The sequence below is a fragment of the Streptomyces changchenzhani genome (assembly GCF_039766235.1).
In the GTDB taxonomy this organism is placed as follows: Bacteria; Actinomycetota; Actinomycetes; order Streptomycetales; family Streptomycetaceae; genus Streptomyces.
This window is the reverse complement of record NZ_JBDHNH010000006.1, coordinates 25,994-41,519: the sequence shown is the minus strand read 5'-3', so window position 1 is coordinate 41,519 and position 15,526 is coordinate 25,994. Positions and strand designations below refer to the sequence as shown.

Here is a 15,526-nt window from a genome sequence, read left to right as displayed (position 1 = left end):
CGGCCGATCGGTGTTCCCGAAGGCTCTCGTGTCACTTGGCCACCTTCCGCACTGACCTGGTGATTTGACCCAAACCCGCAGGTCGGGTGGCTGTTGACAGAAAGCGGCCATCCACGGGTAGGTTCGGCCGGGTCCACCGCAGGACGTCCGACCGCCGAACCTCCACGCAGTCGTCGAACGCCGCTGGGTCATGGGGCGGTGTGCCGCACCGGCGCATCCGCACCCGGAGCCAGGTTCAGCGCCCGCGCCTCGGGGCGAGGGAAGGTTTCAGCAGGTCGGCGGGTGGTACCCGGGTGGGGCCCGGACGTTCAGTAGACAACGGCTTTCGGTCGACCCGCAGCCAGCGGGTCCCAGGTCGGCCCGAAGGACGCCGGGCCCCGATCCGCAGAAACGACTTGGCACTGCCCGACACCCCGGAGCACGCCGTGCGGGGGCGACCGGGCATGCTCGCTATGGTGGTCCCTCTGTGCACGACATTAAGGGGCAGTAGTGAACGACGGCGGTCAGAGGCGTTACGGCCCGCTCGGCAGAGTTCTGGTCATCATTCCGACCTACAACGAGGCCGAGAACATCAAGCCGATCGTCTCCCGGGTCCGGTCCGCGGTGCCCGACGCGCACGTTCTCGTCGCGGACGACAACAGCCCCGACGGCACCGGCAAGATCGCCGACGAGATCGCGGCGGCCGACGACCAGGTCCACATCCTGCACCGCAAGGGCAAGGAGGGGCTCGGCGCGGCCTATCTGGCGGGCTTCCGCTGGGGCATCGAGCGGGAGTACGGCGTCCTGGTGGAAATGGACGCCGACGGCTCGCACCAGCCCGAGGAGCTGCCCCGGCTGCTGACCGCGCTCAAGGGCGCCGACCTGGTCCTCGGGTCGCGCTGGGTGCCGGGTGGCCGCGTCGTCAACTGGCCCAAGTCCCGCGAGATGCTCTCTCGCGGCGGCAGCACGTACTCGCGTATGCTCCTCGGTGTCCCGATCAGGGACGTCACGGGCGGCTTCCGGGCCTTTCGCACCGAGACGCTGGTCGGGCTCGGCTTTGAGGAAGTCGCGTCCCAGGGCTACTGCTTCCAGGTGGACCTCGCCCGCCGCACGGTCGAAGCCGGCTACAACGTGGTCGAGGTGCCCATCACCTTCGTCGAGCGTGAGCTCGGGGACAGCAAGATGAGCCGCGACATCGTCGTCGAGGCACTGTGGCGCGTGACGGCGTGGGGCGTCGGCTCCCGGGCGAACAAGCTGCTCGGGCGCAAGCCCTCCTGATCTTGTCCTTACGCCGTTCAGGCGCCCGCCCAGGCACACTGGGAGGCATGACGACCGGCTCACCGCCCCCGACAGTCCCCAAGCGCTCACGCGCGCGTACCTTCGTGCCGCTGGGCATCGCAGCCTGGCTGGTGCTCGAAATCTGGCTGTTGACCGTCGTGGCGTCCGCCGCCGGCGGACTCACGGTCTTCCTGCTGCTGGTCGCGGGCGCCGTGTTCGGCGCCGTGGTCATCAAGCGGGCCGGCCGCCGCGCCTTCCGGAACCTCACCGAGACACTCCAGCGCCAGCAGGCGGGCCAGACGCCCGAAGAGGCCAAGGAGGAGCGGGGCAGCCAGGGAAACGGCTTCCTGATGCTCGCCGGCCTGCTGCTGATGCTGCCGGGGCTCGTGTCGGACGTGGCCGGACTGGTATGTCTCCTGCCGCCCGTCCGCTCGCTGCTGAGCCGCTACGCGGAGCGGTCGTTGGAGCGCCGGATGAGCGCTGCCGGCGCCGGCAGCCTGGGCAGCGCCTTCCAGCAGGCCCGTATCCACCGCCCCGACGGCAAGGTCGTCACGGGCGAGGTCATCCACGGCGAGGTCATCAGGGAGGACGGCTCACCCGCGCCGCGCCGCGACGAGGGCCCGAGGCCGCCGCTCACCTCCTGAGCCGCCAGACCCGCTGCAGGACTTACTACGGGGCCCGACCGCCTCGGCCCACGACCATTGCGGCCCATGACCGCTTCGGAGCACGATCACTTCAGCGCACGACAAGAGCCGCGGGGCTGTGACACACACTGGGTGTGTCACAGCCCCGCGGCTCTTGTGTTGTACGACTTGCCGTTGTGCGACTGCTTATTGTGCTGACTGCCGTAGGGCGCAGCGCCGAGGCGCTACGCGGACTTGCGGCTGTCCCGCGGATGCACCGCAATGTTCATGGCGCCTGAACGCAGTACCGCCAGCCTTTCGGCCAGAACCTCTTCAAGTTCTTCGCGGGTGCGCCTTTCCATGAGCATGTCCCAGTGCGTACGCGCGGGCTTGCCCTTCTTCTCCTCAGGCCCGTCGCCGTCTACAAGGAGTGCCTGGGCGCCGCACGCCTTGCACTCCCACTCCGGCGGAATGTCTGCCTCAACCGAGAACGGCATCTCAAATCGATGTCCGTTCTGGCATGCGTACTCCACCGCCTGGCGCGGGGCCAGATCGATGCCGCGGTCCGTCTCGTAGCTGGTAACCACGAGTCGCGTGCCGCGGAGAGCTCGCTCACTCATGAATCGTGCCTCCCGGGCTTGTCGCCCACAGGACAGGTGTCGCTGTCGTCGTCATCCGGTCAACGTCCGGTCGTCGGTAAAGATTCCCGTTGCCGGTCATGCGTCGCCGGGCGTGCCGCCCCTTGTTGTACCCACCAGTGCCCGCTTTGTCACCTCTGGCAACATAATGTCACCCAGCGTTGTTGGTATCTGAGCGCGCAGTAACGGTCCGCCTGGCAGGCCAAAGGCGTACACTACCGGCCTTTCACTTCAAGGCCTAAATTCGCGTCGGCACGGGGTTTCCCGCCGCCTCCACGGCCCGCCGTACGGGTACCCGTACGAGCAGCACGAAACCCACCGCGAAGAAGACCACCAGCGAGACGATCGCATCGCGATAACTGCCGGTCAGCTGGTACGTGAGCCCGAAAACCAGCGGCCCCAGCCAGCTCATGCCCCGGTCGCTCATCTCGTAGGCCGAGAAGTACTCCGCCTCCTTGCCGCGCGGCACCAGATGGGAGAAGAGGGAGCGGGAAAGTGCCTGGCTGCCGCCCAGCACCAGGCCGATCGCCGAGGCCAGCACGTAGAACCAGACCGGTGATCCGGCGGGCAGGAAGTAACCCGCGCCGATCGTCACGGTCCACGCGGCGAGCGAGCCGAGGATGGTGCGTTTGGCCCCGAACCGCTGGGCCAGTCTGCCCAGGCCGAGCGCGCCGGCCACCGCGAGCACCTGCACCAGCAGGATGGCTGTGATGAGGGTGGTCTGGTCGAGATCCAGCTCCTCGGACCCGTAGATCGATGCCTGGGAGATCACCGTCTGGATGCCGTCGTTGTAGACCAGATAGGCGAGCAGGAAGGACAGCGTCAGCGGATGGCGGCGCATGTCCTTGAGCGTGGCGATCAGCTGACGCCAGCCCGCGCCGACCCGGCCGGCCACCACATCCTCCTGCCGCACCCGCCGGTCGCGCAGCCGCCGCAGCGGTACGAGCGTGAAGGCACCCCACCAGACGCCCGCCGAGGCCAGACAGATCCGTACCGCGGTCCCCTCCGTCATCCCGAAGCTCTCGTGTCCCGAGTAGAGGACGAGGTTGAGGACGAGGACAAAGGCGCCGGACGTATATCCGAAGGCCCAGCCCCGGGAGGAGACCTTGTCCCGCTCCTCGGGACCGGCGATCTGGGGGAGGTAGGCGTTGTAGAGCATCATCGACACGGACAGCGAGGCGTTGGCGACGATCAGCAGACCGGCGCCCAGCAGGTAGCGGTCCCCGTTCAGGAAGAACATGCCCGCTGTCGCGGCCGACCCCAGGTACGCGGCGACGGCCAGCAGCGGCTTCTTGCGGCCCGTGCGGTCCGCGACCGCGCCCGCCAGCGGCATGATCAGCACGGCCAGCACCACGGAGATGGAAACGGCGTAAGCGAAGACCGAGCCCGCCCGCAGTGGGACGCCCAACGGGTGGACGAAACCGTCGGCGTCCGCGGCGGCCTTGGCGATCGACGTCAGATACGGGCCGAGGAACACGGTGAGCACACTCGTCGAGTAGACCGAGCACGCGAAGTCGTAGAAGTACCAGCCGTGCTGCTCACGCTTACGGGCCGCGGCCGACCCACCTGCTTCGTCCGACCCGTCGACTCCACTGCTCTCGTCGAATCCGTCCGGCCCGCCGGTCCGGTCCACGGTGTCAGCGCTCACCGCGCCCCCTTGCTCGTCCCGTGCCGATGCGGGCCACGGGCGGGCGGGGTTCAGTTCCAGGCACCCCGCTCGGTCAGTACCGTGCGCAACGTCTCTGTGCGATCCGTCATGATGCCATCCACCCCGAGATCAAGGAGCGCCGCCATCCGCTCGGGCTCGTTGACCGTCCAGACGTGGACCTGCAGGCCCAGCGCGTGCGCGGTCCTCACGAAGCGCCGGTCGACCACCCTGACGCCGTTCTGCACCTCCGGGACCTGGGCGCACACGGCGCCGCGGCGCAGGGCGGCGGGGATCTTGTGCCCGCGCAGCCACAGGCCGAGTATCCCCGTGGCGCCGTACGAGGTGGCGAGGCGGGGGCCCGCCAGACGCTGCGCCCTGGCCACCCGGCCCTCGCTGAACGAGCCGACGCACACCCGGTCCCAGGCGCCGGTCCTGCGCACCAGTTCGATCAGCGGGCCCAGGGCCCGCTCGGCCTTCACGTCCACGTTCCAGCGGGCGTCGGGAAACTCCTCCAGCAGCTCCTCGAAGAGGGGCAGCGGCTCGGTTCCCGCCACGCGCGCGTGCCTCACCCGGCTCCACGGGAGCGCGGCGATGCGCCCGCCCGCGTCGGTCACGCGGTCGAGCGTCGCGTCGTGGAAGGCGACGAGACGGCCGTCCGCCGTCGCGTGCACATCGGTCTCGAAGTAGCGGAATCCGACCCCGGCGGCCCGCCGGAAAGCGGCCGCGGTGTTCTCCAGGCCGTCGGCCGCCCCGCCGCGATGGGCGAAGGGGATCGGCGAGGGGTGGTCCAGGAAGGGGTGGCGTACTCGATTCACCCTGAAAGTATGGCGCCTTCCGGGGTGTCGTCGGCGACGACCGCGGTGACCGGGGCCGGCGGGGGCACGGCGAAGAGCTTCAGGAAGAACTGGGCGAGCGGTCCGATGGCGAGGGCGTAGACGACGGTGCCGGCACCGAGCGAGCCGCCCAGGGCGAAGCCGGTGGCGACGACGGCGACCTCGATCGCGGTGCGGACCAGCCGGATGGAGCGGCCGGTGAGCCGGTGCAGCCCGGTCATCAGTCCGTCGCGAGGCCCAGGTCCGAAGCGGGCCGCGATGTAGAGGCCGGTCGCGACGCCGTTGAGCACGATGCCGAAGGCCATCAGCGGGATCTGCCAGCCGAGGCCGTGCACGTCCGGTACGAGGGCGAGCGTGCCGTCCATCGCCACGCCGATCACCACGACGTTGGAGACGGTGCCCAGGCCGGGACGCTGCCTGAGAGGTATCCACAGAAGCAGCACCGTGGCGCCGACGATGATCGACACCACGCCGATCGTCAGGCCTGTCCGCTCGGCCAGCCCCTGATGCAGGACGCCCCACGGCTCCAGACCGAGACCGGCGCGTACAAGCAGCGCCGAACTCACCCCGTACAACGCCAGACCGATGTACAGCTGCGACAGCCGACGGGTGAGTTCCCTGGACAAGGATTGCCCCCTGTGTAGTGGTAGTGGACCGACACATGACACTCTGTGGCTTGTCAGGACAGGTATTCCAGGGCCAATTCGGGTTAGGTGGACCGGTAGATATGGCGCAGTGGACCTCAGCGGTCGGTGCGGCTCAGCTCGCCCGCCAGCTCAACGCCCAGCAGTCCCGCCCGGCGGGCCCCGGCACCCGCAAGCCGCCGGCCTACCGCGCGCTCGCCGACGGCATAAGGCTGCTCGTCCTCGAAGGCCGCGTGCCGGTCGCCGCGCGGCTCCCCGCCGAGCGTGAGCTCGCCTTGGCGCTGGCCGTCAGCAGGACCACTGTTGCAGCCGCCTACGAGGCCCTGCGCGCCGAGGGCTTCCTGGAGTCGCGCCGCGGAGCGGGCAGCTGGACCGCCGTTCCCGCGGGCAACCCGCTGCCCGCACGCGGCCTGGAGCCCCTGGCGCCCGAGTCGCTCGGCTCGATGATCGACCTCGGCTGCGCCGCGCTGCCCGCGCCCGAGCCGTGGCTCACCCGGGCCGTCAAGGGCGCCCTTGAGGAGCTGCCGCCGTACGCCCACACCCATGGCGACTACCCGGCCGGCCTGCCCGCGCTCCGCCAGACGCTCGCCGACCGCTACACCGAGCGCGGCATCCCCACCATGCCCGAGCAGATCATGGTGACCACCGGCGCGATGGGCGCGATCGACGCGATCTGCCACCTCTTCGCGGGCCGCGGCGAGCGCATCGCCGTGGAGTCGCCGTCGTACGCGAACATCCTTCAGCTCATGCGCGAGGCCGGCGCCCGCCTGGTGCCCGTGGCGATGGCCGACGGTCTTGCGGGCTGGGACCTGCCCCGGTGGCGGCAGGTGCTGCGCGACGCCGCGCCCAGGCTCGCGTACGTCGTCGCGGACTTCCACAATCCGACCGGCGCGCTGGCCGACGAGGACCAGCGGCGGGCGCTCGTCGACGCGGCGCGCTCGGCAGGCACCGTCCTGGTGGTCGACGAGACCATGTCGGAGCTCTGCCTGGACCCGGACCTGGAGATGCCGCGCCCGGTCTGTGCCTTCGACCCCGCGGGCAGCACGGTGCTGACCGTGGGATCGGCGAGCAAGGCCTTCTGGGCGGGGATGCGCATCGGGTGGGTGCGGGCCTCCCCCGATGTGATCCGCAGTCTGGTGGCGGCCCGCGCGTACGCCGACCTCGGCACGCCCGTCCTTGAGCAGCTGGCCATCAACTGGCTGATGAGCACCGGGGGTTGGGCGCAGGCCGTCGACATCCGCCGCGACCAGGCCAGGGAGAACCGGGACGCGCTCGTGGCGGCGCTCGGCAAGGAGCTGCCCGACTGGGAGTACGACGTTCCGCGCGGCGGGCTGACGCTGTGGGTCCGTACCGGCGGGCTGTCCGGTTCGCGGCTCGCCGAACTGGGTGAGCGGGTGGGGGTCCGGGTGCCGTCCGGACCGCGTTTCGGGGTCGACGGGGCATTCGAGGGGTACGTCAGGCTGCCGTTCACCGTGGGCGGCCCCGTGGCCGTGGAGGCGGCGGTGCGGCTGGCGGCGGCCGCGAGGCTGGTCGAGACCGGAGCGAGATCCGGTTCCGAGGCCCCGCGGACCTTCGTCGCCTGACGGGCGTTGCCCCGGGGGGCTCAGCCCTCTGCGGGCACCGGCTCCGCGGTCGACTCCGGGGCCTGCGCCTGCGCTGACGGCGTTGCCTCGGGTTGTGCCTCGGGCGGCACCTGGCGCTCCGGGAGCAGGTCGAGGACGGCCTGCCGGTGGGCCTCGCTCGTCGCGTCGTCGTACGGGTCGGGCGTGGCCGGGACCTGGAGCCGCAGGACCGGCCCGGTGCCCAGTCGCGCGTAGCCGCGGCCCGGGGGGTTGTCCCGGGTCGCTGTGGTGTGCGGCGGCTCGCCCAGCACTTCCGCCAGCAGCTCCGGGGCGGCGGGTCCGAGCACGGCCCGCGCCCGGGTGTGCGAGCGCACTGGCTCGCTGAGGGTGTCCAGGGCGTCGAACTGCTCCGCCACGACCACCGTCACATTCGCCGCCCTGCCGTGCCGCAGCGGCACCTGGAGGAGCTGCTGCGGGTCGGTGCGTCCGTCGGCCGCCGCCAGATGGCCGAAGACGCTCGGCCGGTCCAGCAGGATCCACAGCGGACGCTTGGTGTCCTCGGGCGCCGGATGACCGGCTTGGCGGGCCCGGTTGGCGGAGATGAGCCGCCGTTCGGTCTCGTGTGCCGCCCACTCCAGGCTGGCCAGTGCCCCGGAGAGGCCGCACTCGACGGCCAGTACGCCCCTGCGCCCGGTCAGGCAGGCGTACTCGCCGGTGCCGCTGCCCTCGATGATCAGTACGTCGCCGTACTGGAGGGCCTGCAGTGTGATGGAGCGCAGCAGGCTGGTCGTGCCGCTCCCCGGCTGCCCGACGACGAGCAGGTGCGGCTCGGTCGAGCGCGCCCCCGTCCGCCAGACCACCGGGGGAGCGTCACGGGCCTCGCCGCCCTCGGTGACCGGCATGGTCCGCTGGACCGCGTCGGCGTCGGTGAAGCCCAGCACGGTCTCGCCGGGGGACGTGACGAACCGCTGGGCGGCGATGGTGGTGGGAAGCGCGTCGAGCACCGTCATGACCAACTGGTTGCCCTCCTCGTCCCAGGCGAAGTGGTACTCACGGCCGCGGCCCGACTTGGCGTGCAGCAGCTGTTCGATGCGGGCCCGGGACAGGGGCTCGCCGTCGGTGAAGTACGCGGGGTAGCGCAGCACGAGCCGGACGAGCCGGCCGTTGTCGTCGAAGGTGTGGTCGCCGAACGCCGTGGTCCAGTCACCGCCGTGGGTGAACAGCGGACTGGGGTCCTCGGGCACAGAGAAGTACGGCACCAGGGCCTCGTAGAGGGCCTGGAGCCGCTGTGTCTCGGCCGGATCGGGACCGGTGTGCACCGGAGTGCGGTCCCGGCCCTTCCAGGCGGCCGCGGCCATCACCGTGATCAGGGCGAGCAGCGGCCCGTACGGGATGAGCGCGACCACCAGGACGATGGCCGCCACCAGGAACAGCGCGGGACCGCGCCGTTCCTTGGGCGTGCCGGCCCACTTCAGCCGGCCTGCTGCGGCCAGCTGTCGCAGGCCACGGGTGATCGTGATCAGCGGATGGAGAACGTCGGTGGCGCTGTCGGCTGCCGTGCGCGCGATCTCGCGGCTGCGGACGATCGAGGCACTGCCGCTGCTCAGAATGCGGGGGAGTGGACGCCGGACCACTTCGGTCTCCTGATGGTGTGGAAGCGGGAACGGCAGGTCAGAACTTGATCCCGCCCAGAAGGCTGGCGAGGCTGGCGCCCCCGGCCGTGATGCTCGGGGCGATGGCGGTGCCCGCGAGGTAGAAGCCGAACAGTGCGCAGACGAGGGCGTGGGATGCCTTGAGTCCGTCTTTCCGGAAGAAGAGGAAGACGATGATTCCGAGAAGCACGACGCCTGAGATGGACAGGATCATGTGGGGTCTCCTGATTGAGGGGGACAGTCACCATGAGTTCTTCCAGGCTCACAGCATGTATCTATACGGCAAAAGGTGCAAATGGGTTACTTTTGGGCTTTTTCACTGGAGTGGCGGAGGGGGGTCCACCTGCCGTGATCTTTGCCACTGCCGGGTCGGGTCATGTCGTCCGACGGGCAGTACCCTGACGATTCACTCGTACGGCGCTGATGCCGTACGTACAGGTCACAGCAGTGGACGGCAGTGGAAGGCGGACCGAGCGATGAGCGAAACCCCGGAGCCCGAGGTGGTCGAGCTGGCTACCAAGATCTTCGATCTGGCACGCCGGGGTGAGGCCGAGGCGCTCGCCGCGTACGTCGACGCGAGCGTGCCCGCGAATCTCACCAACGACCGGGGCGATTCCCTGCTGATGCTGGCCGCGTACCACGGCCACGCTCCGGCGGTCGAGGCGCTGCTCGCCCGGGGCGCCGACGCGGACCGGGCCAACGACCGGGGGCAGACGCCGCTCGCCGGGGCGGTCTTCAAGGGGGAGGACGCGGTGATCCGCGCGCTCCTCACCGGCGGCGCCGACCCGGCCGCCGGCACACCGTCCGCGGTGGACACGGCACGCATGTTCGACAAGAAGGACCTGCTGGAGCTGTTCAGGGCCCAGTGACGGTGCGCCGTAAATGTGGTCGCGGTGGCGAAATGGGTGGGTCATCATGACGTCGGAATCACATGCACGGGTTACGGGCAGAAGATGCCGAACCACGGGGGTTGTGAGAGGGCCCGCACCGGGCCCCAGCGATGAAGGGCAGAGGAAATGGTCTACACCAGGCAAGAGATGACGGCGGACTGCCGAACATGTTGTCGCGCGGCCTAGGCACGGCACGTTTCCCGGTTGCGTCGACAGCTTGATGTGAGGCATTTTCCATGTTCGATCCAGTCATAGCGCCGAGCGGCACGCTGCTCGGCCTCCTGCAGAGGGGCCGTGGTGACGGGACGCTGCACGCGCTCGCAGCCCCCCGCCCCGAAGCACTCGCGGCCCTCAATCACTGCGTACTCGACGACCCCCGCCACGACTGGCAGGTCGAGAACCGATCCCTCTACTACGCACGCCTCTACGTGGACCTCGAAGGAGGACTCGAAGAGATCGAGCAGCACCTTTTCGACACCGTGGATCTCGTCGACACCGACGAGACCAGGACCGGACTGGCGCTCGCCGTGCTCGGCCACCTCGCCTCGTACGGCAGGGCGGACGCCCTGGCGCTGCTGCGGCAGTACGCCAGGACCGGCTCCAATTGGGCCTGGGCCCTCGACGAGCTCGCGCTGCGCGACGACGACGCCGGGCTGCGCCAACTCGCCGTCCCCGTCCTCGCCAGGTTCCCCGGCACCCCGCAGGGCGAGGCCGAACTGGCCACCGCGGTGCGGGACGCCTTCGAGCCCAGGCCCTGGCGGCTGTGGGCACAGGACCCGCGCGAAGCGATCGGCGCCCGGGTGCGGGCGGCCGGCGAGCAGGGATCCTTCGACCGCTGGCAGCGCCAGATGCGGCCGACCGGGCCCCGGCCGGGCTGGAGCGTCCAGGCCGTCTTCGACTGGGCCCAGCAGGGCCTCGACCGAGGCGCGCCTCTGCACGTGCCGGCCGCCAGGTGCCTGACCGCGGTGGCCGGACCCGCCGACCGGGCCGCGATCGTCACGGCGGCGCTCAGTGGTGAGGACGGGGCGCGCAGCACAGCGCTGCACTACCTCGCCGAGTCGCAGGACCCCGCGGTCCTCGACCTCATCGAAGCCGCCGCCCAGAGCCCCTCACGCAGCGTCGCGGACGCCGCTGTCGCCTCTTTCGAGCGGATGTGCGGCGCCGCCGCGGTGGACCGGGCCCGCGGCTGGGTCCACCGTCCGGACGCCCTGGGTGCGTCGGCGGCGGGGGTGCTCGCCTGCCGGGGCGGGGCGCAGGACGCCCCGCTGGTGCTCGGTGCGCTGCGGGAGACCGTACGGTCCGACGGGCCTGACGCGCCGCTCCTGTGGGCCCTCGTCGACGGGGCCGGCCGGCTCGGCATCTGCTCGGCCGCGCCCGTACTGCGCCACGTCTACCGGGAGACCGCCTCCTCGCACCTGAGAGGCCGCGCCGCCCGCGCCCTGGCCGCCACCGACCCCTCGTACGCCACCGGCTTCGCCGTCGAGTGCCTGTGGGACTGCGAGGAGACCACCCGCGAAGTGGCTGCGCTGCACGCCGAGACCGCCGACGCGCGCGTGGCCGACAGACTGCGGCGGCTCGCCGCCGACCCGGCCGAGGAGGCCGAGGTACAGACCGCGGTGCGCAGCAGGATCGGGCCCGACGCGCCGGCTCTCTGAGCTGACGCGACGGGCACGGGGGCCCGAAGACCGTCGCGCACCTCTCCACGATCCGCAGGTCCCTGATGACGGGGCCGGATGCACCCGCGCGGCCAGAGGCGGACTGTCGTTCAACGATCCTCCAAGAGTTGTGTTGTCCCGCTCCGGTATCTGCGATTCACTTCAAGGGCATTTCTGTGAAACCGGGAACACCCCGGGGGCGGCCGGGACCAGAAGGACGGGACACCGCGTGGGAACGAGTGGGGTCGAAGTGGGCGGACTGGCGGACGACCGCCCGCTGCTGGGGCGCACCAGCACGGCCGAGCGGGTCGCCGACATCCTGCGCAGCCGCATCGCGGAGGGTTTCTTCCCGCCGGGCACCCGACTGTCGGAGGACAGCATCGGCGGCGCGCTGGGGGTCTCGCGCAACACGCTCCGCGAGGCCTTCCGGTTGCTGACCCACGAGCGGCTGCTGGTCCACGAACTCAACCGAGGGGTCTTCGTCAGGGTCCTCGCCGTCGAGGACGTCGAGGACATCTACCGCATCCGACGGCTGATCGAGTGCGCGGTCGTACGGGGTCTTGGGGAGCCGCCGTATGCGCTGGACGGGCTGAACTCGGCGGTCACGGACGGCGAGCGGGCCGCCCGGAAGAAGGAGTGGAAGGGTGTGGGCACGGCCAATATCCACTTCCACCGTGAACTCGTCGCGCTCGCCGACAGCCCGCGCACCGACGAGCTGATGCGCAGCGTCCTGGCCGAACTGCGCCTCGCCTTCCACCTGGTGGCCGATCCACGCATGCTGCACGAGCCCTATCTCGTACGGAACCGCCAGATTGTGGACGTGCTGCGGACCGGGGACAGGGCGGGCGGCGAACATCTGCTCGACGCGTACCTCGACGACTCGCGCACTCAGCTCGTAGAGGTGTATGCACAACGGATCGAGGTCGGCGCGCAGAGCAACGGGCGCAGCGGCTGACACGCAGGCCGGCGTACCGGTCGGGGCGCGGAGACCGCGGTGCGTCGGGTGGCCGAGCCGCCTTGTCCCGGTCCCGCGCGAGGGGTCGCTTCTGCGCCGTTTCGACCGTTGTCAGTGTGAGGACCTAATCTGTGCCACGTGACTTCGCCTGCATCGACGGAATTCGTTCCGCCCCAGCTCAGCGCGGGGCCGCGGCCCGCACTGGGCCCGGCCGCCGACGAGGGGCTCGCGCGGCGGCTCCGCGCGCTCGCCTGCACGGCGCCGCTGCACGATCTCGACGTACGCAAGGCGAACCTCGCCGGTGAGTACTCGGGCTACGCGATGGCGGAGGTCGCGCTCGCCGCGATCGACCTCGTCACGCTCAACATGGACTTCGACACGGGCGCCGACCACGAGCAGATAGTGGCCAGACTGCTGCCCCGCGTCGCTGCCCAGTCCCCCCGGCGCCCGCTCGCCGAGCACGAGCGCGTCGCCCGTTGGGTCCTGGAGAACCTGATCAACGTCGGAAGCGTGGACCGCGGCTTCCGCGCGGTCTACGGCACATTCGGCCCCGACGGCGCCTATGTGCGCAGGGACTACGACTTCAAGCTCATCGAGGAGGTCCCTGGGTACGGCGGCAGCGTCTACCTGCGGACCACCGACGAAGCGGTCAACGTCCTGGTGGGCGCCCTCGACACCGACGTCACCAGTGCCCAGATCGCCGCCGAGGTGAAACTCGAAGTGCTGATCAGCCGGGGCAGGCTGGCCGACGCCCAGCTCGCCGCGGAGCAGGCCCGCTATCGGACCGTGCAGTACGCCGAGACGCTCCGCAGGACCTTGGAGGCGACCCGGCGCAATGTGCGCGCCGTGGACTGGCTCAACGCCGTACCGGACATGATCGCCGAGGCGCTCGACCACATCGCCGACCGATACCGCCACGAGAACGCCATCCTGACGAACATCCGCAAGGCCCGTGACGAGGCCGAGGCTGGTTCTGATCCAAAGACGGCCGAGCACAAGCGCCGCGCCGCCGAGCTTGTCGACATCGTCAAGGACTGCATCCGCCGGCACACGCAACTGCAGTCGCGGCTTCTGGAGGCCGGGCCGCTGTTCCGCGCCGAGCAGGACCGGCAGGCCTTCGCCACGCCCACCGCGCGGGTCGGGCTCGACCTGTACGGGCAGCTGCTCGCCCCACTGCTGCCGCTCCCCGTCGAGCAGGCGATCCGGATCACCGACGCGTTCTTCACCGCCGGCACCGGACTGCGCACTCCGGTGGCGGTCCGGGTGGGGGACCTGGTCGACATTCTGCTGACGCCGACGGTGGAGCGGGAGCATCTGGGCGCCGAGATGCCGGAGCCCGAGCTGATCACCACCCCCGACGACAGCCGGTTCAGCGAGGAGCAGCTCGCGAGCGCCATGGAGCTGCTCGACCTTCCGCACGACGCCCCGCGCAGGCTGTCGGGCCTGCTGGCCGACGCCCGGCTTCGCGATCCCGACCTCCCGTACCTCGTCGCGCTGCTCGCGGTCCACGCGGCGAGCCCGCCGGTCGGTACCGCCTACCGGCAAGGTGAGAAGCGGCTGCTGTTCTCCGTCGACGACGGGACCCAGCTCGATGATCCGGAGTTCGGCGGCGCCGACCTGATCGTGGGAATGGCTCTGCTCGACTCGGCCGCCATGACCGCCGACCGCAAGGAGGCGGCATGACGGCTTCGACGGGGGCGGCTTCGCCCCGCACGACGCGCGCGGGTGCGGCTTGTTCGACCAGCGCGACGCCGGCCGGTGCGATTCCGGCCGGTGCGACCGTGGTCGGCGCGACTTCGGCCACGGCCACTTCGGCCACTGGGGCTCCGAAGGCCGGGGCTTCGGCCACAGGGGCCTCGCGCGGCTTGGCTGCGCCTGCGGCGGTTCGGGCCGTCCCGGCTTCGCCCACGGCGGCCTCGCTCACGGCGGTTCGGGCCGTCCCGGCTTCGCCCACCCCTGCGTCGGACCGTACGACCCCGCCCAAGTCGGCGGCCACATCGATGACATCGGCCGGCGCGAGAGCGCGGGCGGGCCGCAGCGCCGGGCATGGCCCGTGTGCGGGCCGACCGCCTGCCCGCCACCGCCCCGCACCCCAGACCTTCCGCAGCAAGGAGCAGCAGTCGTGAGCGACCACCACGCAGAGCACGCCGGCGCGTGGAGCGAGCGCGGTTCCGAGGCCGCCGCGGAGGCGGCCACGGCAGTCGACCCGGCCGAGGTACCCACCTTCGGGGCCACGCCCGCCGGGAGCGGCGCGCTCACCCCCGCCGACGCCGCCGACGCCGCGCGGCTCGTGTCCTTCGGGCTGCAGCCCAAGCTGCTGCCCGCACGGGACGCCGAGTATGCCGACCTGCTCCGCCGCTACCGGGAGGAGCCCGCCTTCGCTCGGCTCGCCGACGCCGTCGCGACCGGGCTCGGGCTCATCGTCCTCGAAGTTTCCACGCGCGCGGGCATGGCCGTATCGGCCGGCGAGGACTCCGTCTTCGCCGTGCGGATGGGGGACTACGCCCGACGTGCCTCCGCAGAATCGGCCGACCGGTTCCTGCACGGCCTCGCCCATCTGGCCGTCGCCGCCCTGGCGTTCCCCCGCCCAGAGGACCTGGCCGACGACGGTTACATCGGCCGCATCACCGTCAACGGCGTCGACGCCTTCGTGCGCCAAGCCTGCCGCCGCCTGGAGGAGCAGGCCGAGGAGCACGGAGAGAACACCGACCCGGCCACCGAAACCCCCGGCCTCGAAGCGGCCTGGCGGATATACGCACGCCGCAGCGCGACCGGCGCCACCAAGGACGCGCGACGGCTGGCCGGTTCCACCACCGGCATCATCGGCAAGGCCGTCGCCTTCCTCACCGACTCCGGCTTCCTGCAGCGCACGGGCGACGACGCGGGAGGGGCGTACCGCACCACCGCCCGCTACCAGTTGCAGGTCCGCGACATGGCGGGCAGCGCCGCCATGGCCGAGCTCCTGGAGCTGGGTGTGGTGCCGGTGACCGACGGCAGCGCGACGCTTCTGCCGCCCTCGGACGCCGACGACCTGGAACTGACCGCCGACGCCGGCCTGCCCTTCCACAACTGACCCGTCACCCGACCGGCTGCCCCACGATCCGGCTGCCGGACTACCCGACTGCCGACCACTCGATCGCCCCCGAGCCGCCAAGCCCGACCCGCCCCA

General features: G+C 71.1%; 14 protein-coding genes. 8 read left to right on the top strand and 6 right to left on the bottom strand.

Annotated elements, in window-relative coordinates:
* The first annotated feature begins 489 nt into the window (after positions 1-489).
* Positions 490-1,257 (top strand): polyprenol monophosphomannose synthase, encoded by a 768-nt coding sequence (locus tag ABCR94_RS19675; protein ID WP_347120803.1) that lies wholly within the window; start codon positions 490-492, stop codon positions 1,255-1,257.
* Positions 1,258-1,304: 47 nt separating this feature from the next.
* Positions 1,305-1,901, top strand: a complete 597-nt coding sequence (fxsA, locus tag ABCR94_RS19670) for an FxsA family membrane protein (RefSeq protein WP_347120801.1) — start codon at positions 1,305-1,307, stop codon at positions 1,899-1,901.
* Between the two features lie 224 nt (positions 1,902-2,125).
* Here fxsA and ABCR94_RS19665 read toward each other — a convergent pair whose 3' ends face one another.
* The 4 genes from ABCR94_RS19665 to yczE all read right to left on the bottom strand — a co-directional run bounded on the left by ABCR94_RS19665 (position 2,126) and on the right by yczE (position 5,625).
* Positions 2,126-2,500 carry an RNA polymerase-binding protein RbpA gene (locus tag ABCR94_RS19665; RefSeq protein WP_250970851.1) on the bottom strand — a complete coding sequence of 125 codons (375 nt, stop codon included), beginning with the start codon at positions 2,498-2,500 and terminating at the stop codon, positions 2,126-2,128.
* A 256-nt stretch (positions 2,501-2,756) separates the two neighbouring features.
* The gene (locus ABCR94_RS19660; RefSeq protein WP_347120799.1) at positions 2,757-4,166 is read right to left on the bottom strand and encodes an MFS transporter; all 1,410 of its coding nucleotides are present in this window, start codon (positions 4,164-4,166) and stop codon (positions 2,757-2,759) included.
* A 50-nt stretch (positions 4,167-4,216) separates the two neighbouring features.
* On the bottom strand, positions 4,217-4,981 hold the full coding sequence (locus tag ABCR94_RS19655) for a glycerophosphodiester phosphodiesterase family protein (protein ID WP_347120797.1): 765 nt from the start codon (positions 4,979-4,981) through the stop codon (positions 4,217-4,219).
* Positions 4,978-5,625: a membrane protein YczE gene (yczE, locus tag ABCR94_RS19650; RefSeq protein WP_347120796.1), complete on the bottom strand. Its 648-nt coding sequence runs from the start codon at positions 5,623-5,625 to the stop codon at positions 4,978-4,980. The genes ABCR94_RS19655 and yczE overlap by 4 nt, the downstream gene beginning before the upstream one ends.
* Positions 5,626-5,726: 101 nt before the next feature.
* Here yczE and ABCR94_RS19645 point away from each other — a divergent pair, with 101 nt between their 5' ends.
* Complete coding sequence (locus ABCR94_RS19645) at positions 5,727-7,226, top strand: SCO1417 family PLP biosynthesis transcription factor (RefSeq protein WP_347120795.1); 1,500 nt, start codon at positions 5,727-5,729, stop codon at positions 7,224-7,226.
* Positions 7,227-7,246: 20 nt separating this feature from the next.
* On the opposite strand, the gene ABCR94_RS19640 is transcribed toward ABCR94_RS19645, so the two are convergent.
* Together ABCR94_RS19640 and ABCR94_RS19635 are read right to left on the bottom strand one after the other, a co-directional pair.
* Complete coding sequence (locus ABCR94_RS19640) at positions 7,247-8,839, bottom strand: hypothetical protein (RefSeq protein ID WP_347120793.1); 1,593 nt, start codon at positions 8,837-8,839, stop codon at positions 7,247-7,249.
* A 37-nt stretch (positions 8,840-8,876) separates the two neighbouring features.
* On the bottom strand, positions 8,877-9,071 hold the full coding sequence (locus ABCR94_RS19635; RefSeq protein WP_073757949.1) for a hypothetical protein: 195 nt from the start codon (positions 9,069-9,071) through the stop codon (positions 8,877-8,879).
* A gap of 262 nt (positions 9,072-9,333) precedes the next feature.
* Between ABCR94_RS19635 and ABCR94_RS19630 the strand changes: the two genes are divergently transcribed.
* From ABCR94_RS19630 to ABCR94_RS19610, 5 genes are all read left to right on the top strand, one after another.
* Positions 9,334-9,726: an ankyrin repeat domain-containing protein gene (locus ABCR94_RS19630; RefSeq protein ID WP_347120792.1), complete on the top strand. Its 393-nt coding sequence runs from the start codon at positions 9,334-9,336 to the stop codon at positions 9,724-9,726.
* Between the two features lie 257 nt (positions 9,727-9,983).
* Positions 9,984-11,402: a HEAT repeat domain-containing protein gene (locus ABCR94_RS19625; protein WP_347120790.1), complete on the top strand. Its 1,419-nt coding sequence runs from the start codon at positions 9,984-9,986 to the stop codon at positions 11,400-11,402.
* A gap of 229 nt (positions 11,403-11,631) precedes the next feature.
* Positions 11,632-12,357 (top strand): GntR family transcriptional regulator, encoded by a 726-nt coding sequence (locus ABCR94_RS19620; RefSeq protein ID WP_347120788.1) that lies wholly within the window; start codon positions 11,632-11,634, stop codon positions 12,355-12,357.
* 138 nt (positions 12,358-12,495) lie between these two features.
* Entirely contained in the window at positions 12,496-14,040 is a 1,545-nt protein-coding gene (locus ABCR94_RS19615; RefSeq protein WP_347120787.1) for a hypothetical protein, read from the top strand.
* Between the two features lie 439 nt (positions 14,041-14,479).
* On the top strand, positions 14,480-15,430 hold the full coding sequence (locus ABCR94_RS19610; protein WP_347120785.1) for a hypothetical protein: 951 nt from the start codon (positions 14,480-14,482) through the stop codon (positions 15,428-15,430).
* The last annotated feature ends 96 nt before the right edge of the window (positions 15,431-15,526 follow it).

What these genes read in the sequence shown, in the direction of transcription:
- fxsA (WP_347120801.1), top strand. Translation starts at nt 1,305, where the DNA reads ATGACGACCGGCTCACCGCCCCCGACAGTCCCCAAGCGCTCACGCGCG.
- ABCR94_RS19665 (WP_250970851.1), bottom strand. Translation starts at nt 2,500, where the DNA reads ATGAGTGAGCGAGCTCTCCGCGGCACGCGACTCGTGGTTACCAGCTAC.
- ABCR94_RS19645 (WP_347120795.1), top strand. Translation starts at nt 5,727, where the DNA reads ATGGCGCAGTGGACCTCAGCGGTCGGTGCGGCTCAGCTCGCCCGCCAG.
- ABCR94_RS19635 (WP_073757949.1), bottom strand. Translation starts at nt 9,071, where the DNA reads ATGATCCTGTCCATCTCAGGCGTCGTGCTTCTCGGAATCATCGTCTTC.
- ABCR94_RS19630 (WP_347120792.1), top strand. Translation starts at nt 9,334, where the DNA reads ATGAGCGAAACCCCGGAGCCCGAGGTGGTCGAGCTGGCTACCAAGATC.
- ABCR94_RS19625 (WP_347120790.1), top strand. Translation starts at nt 9,984, where the DNA reads ATGTTCGATCCAGTCATAGCGCCGAGCGGCACGCTGCTCGGCCTCCTG.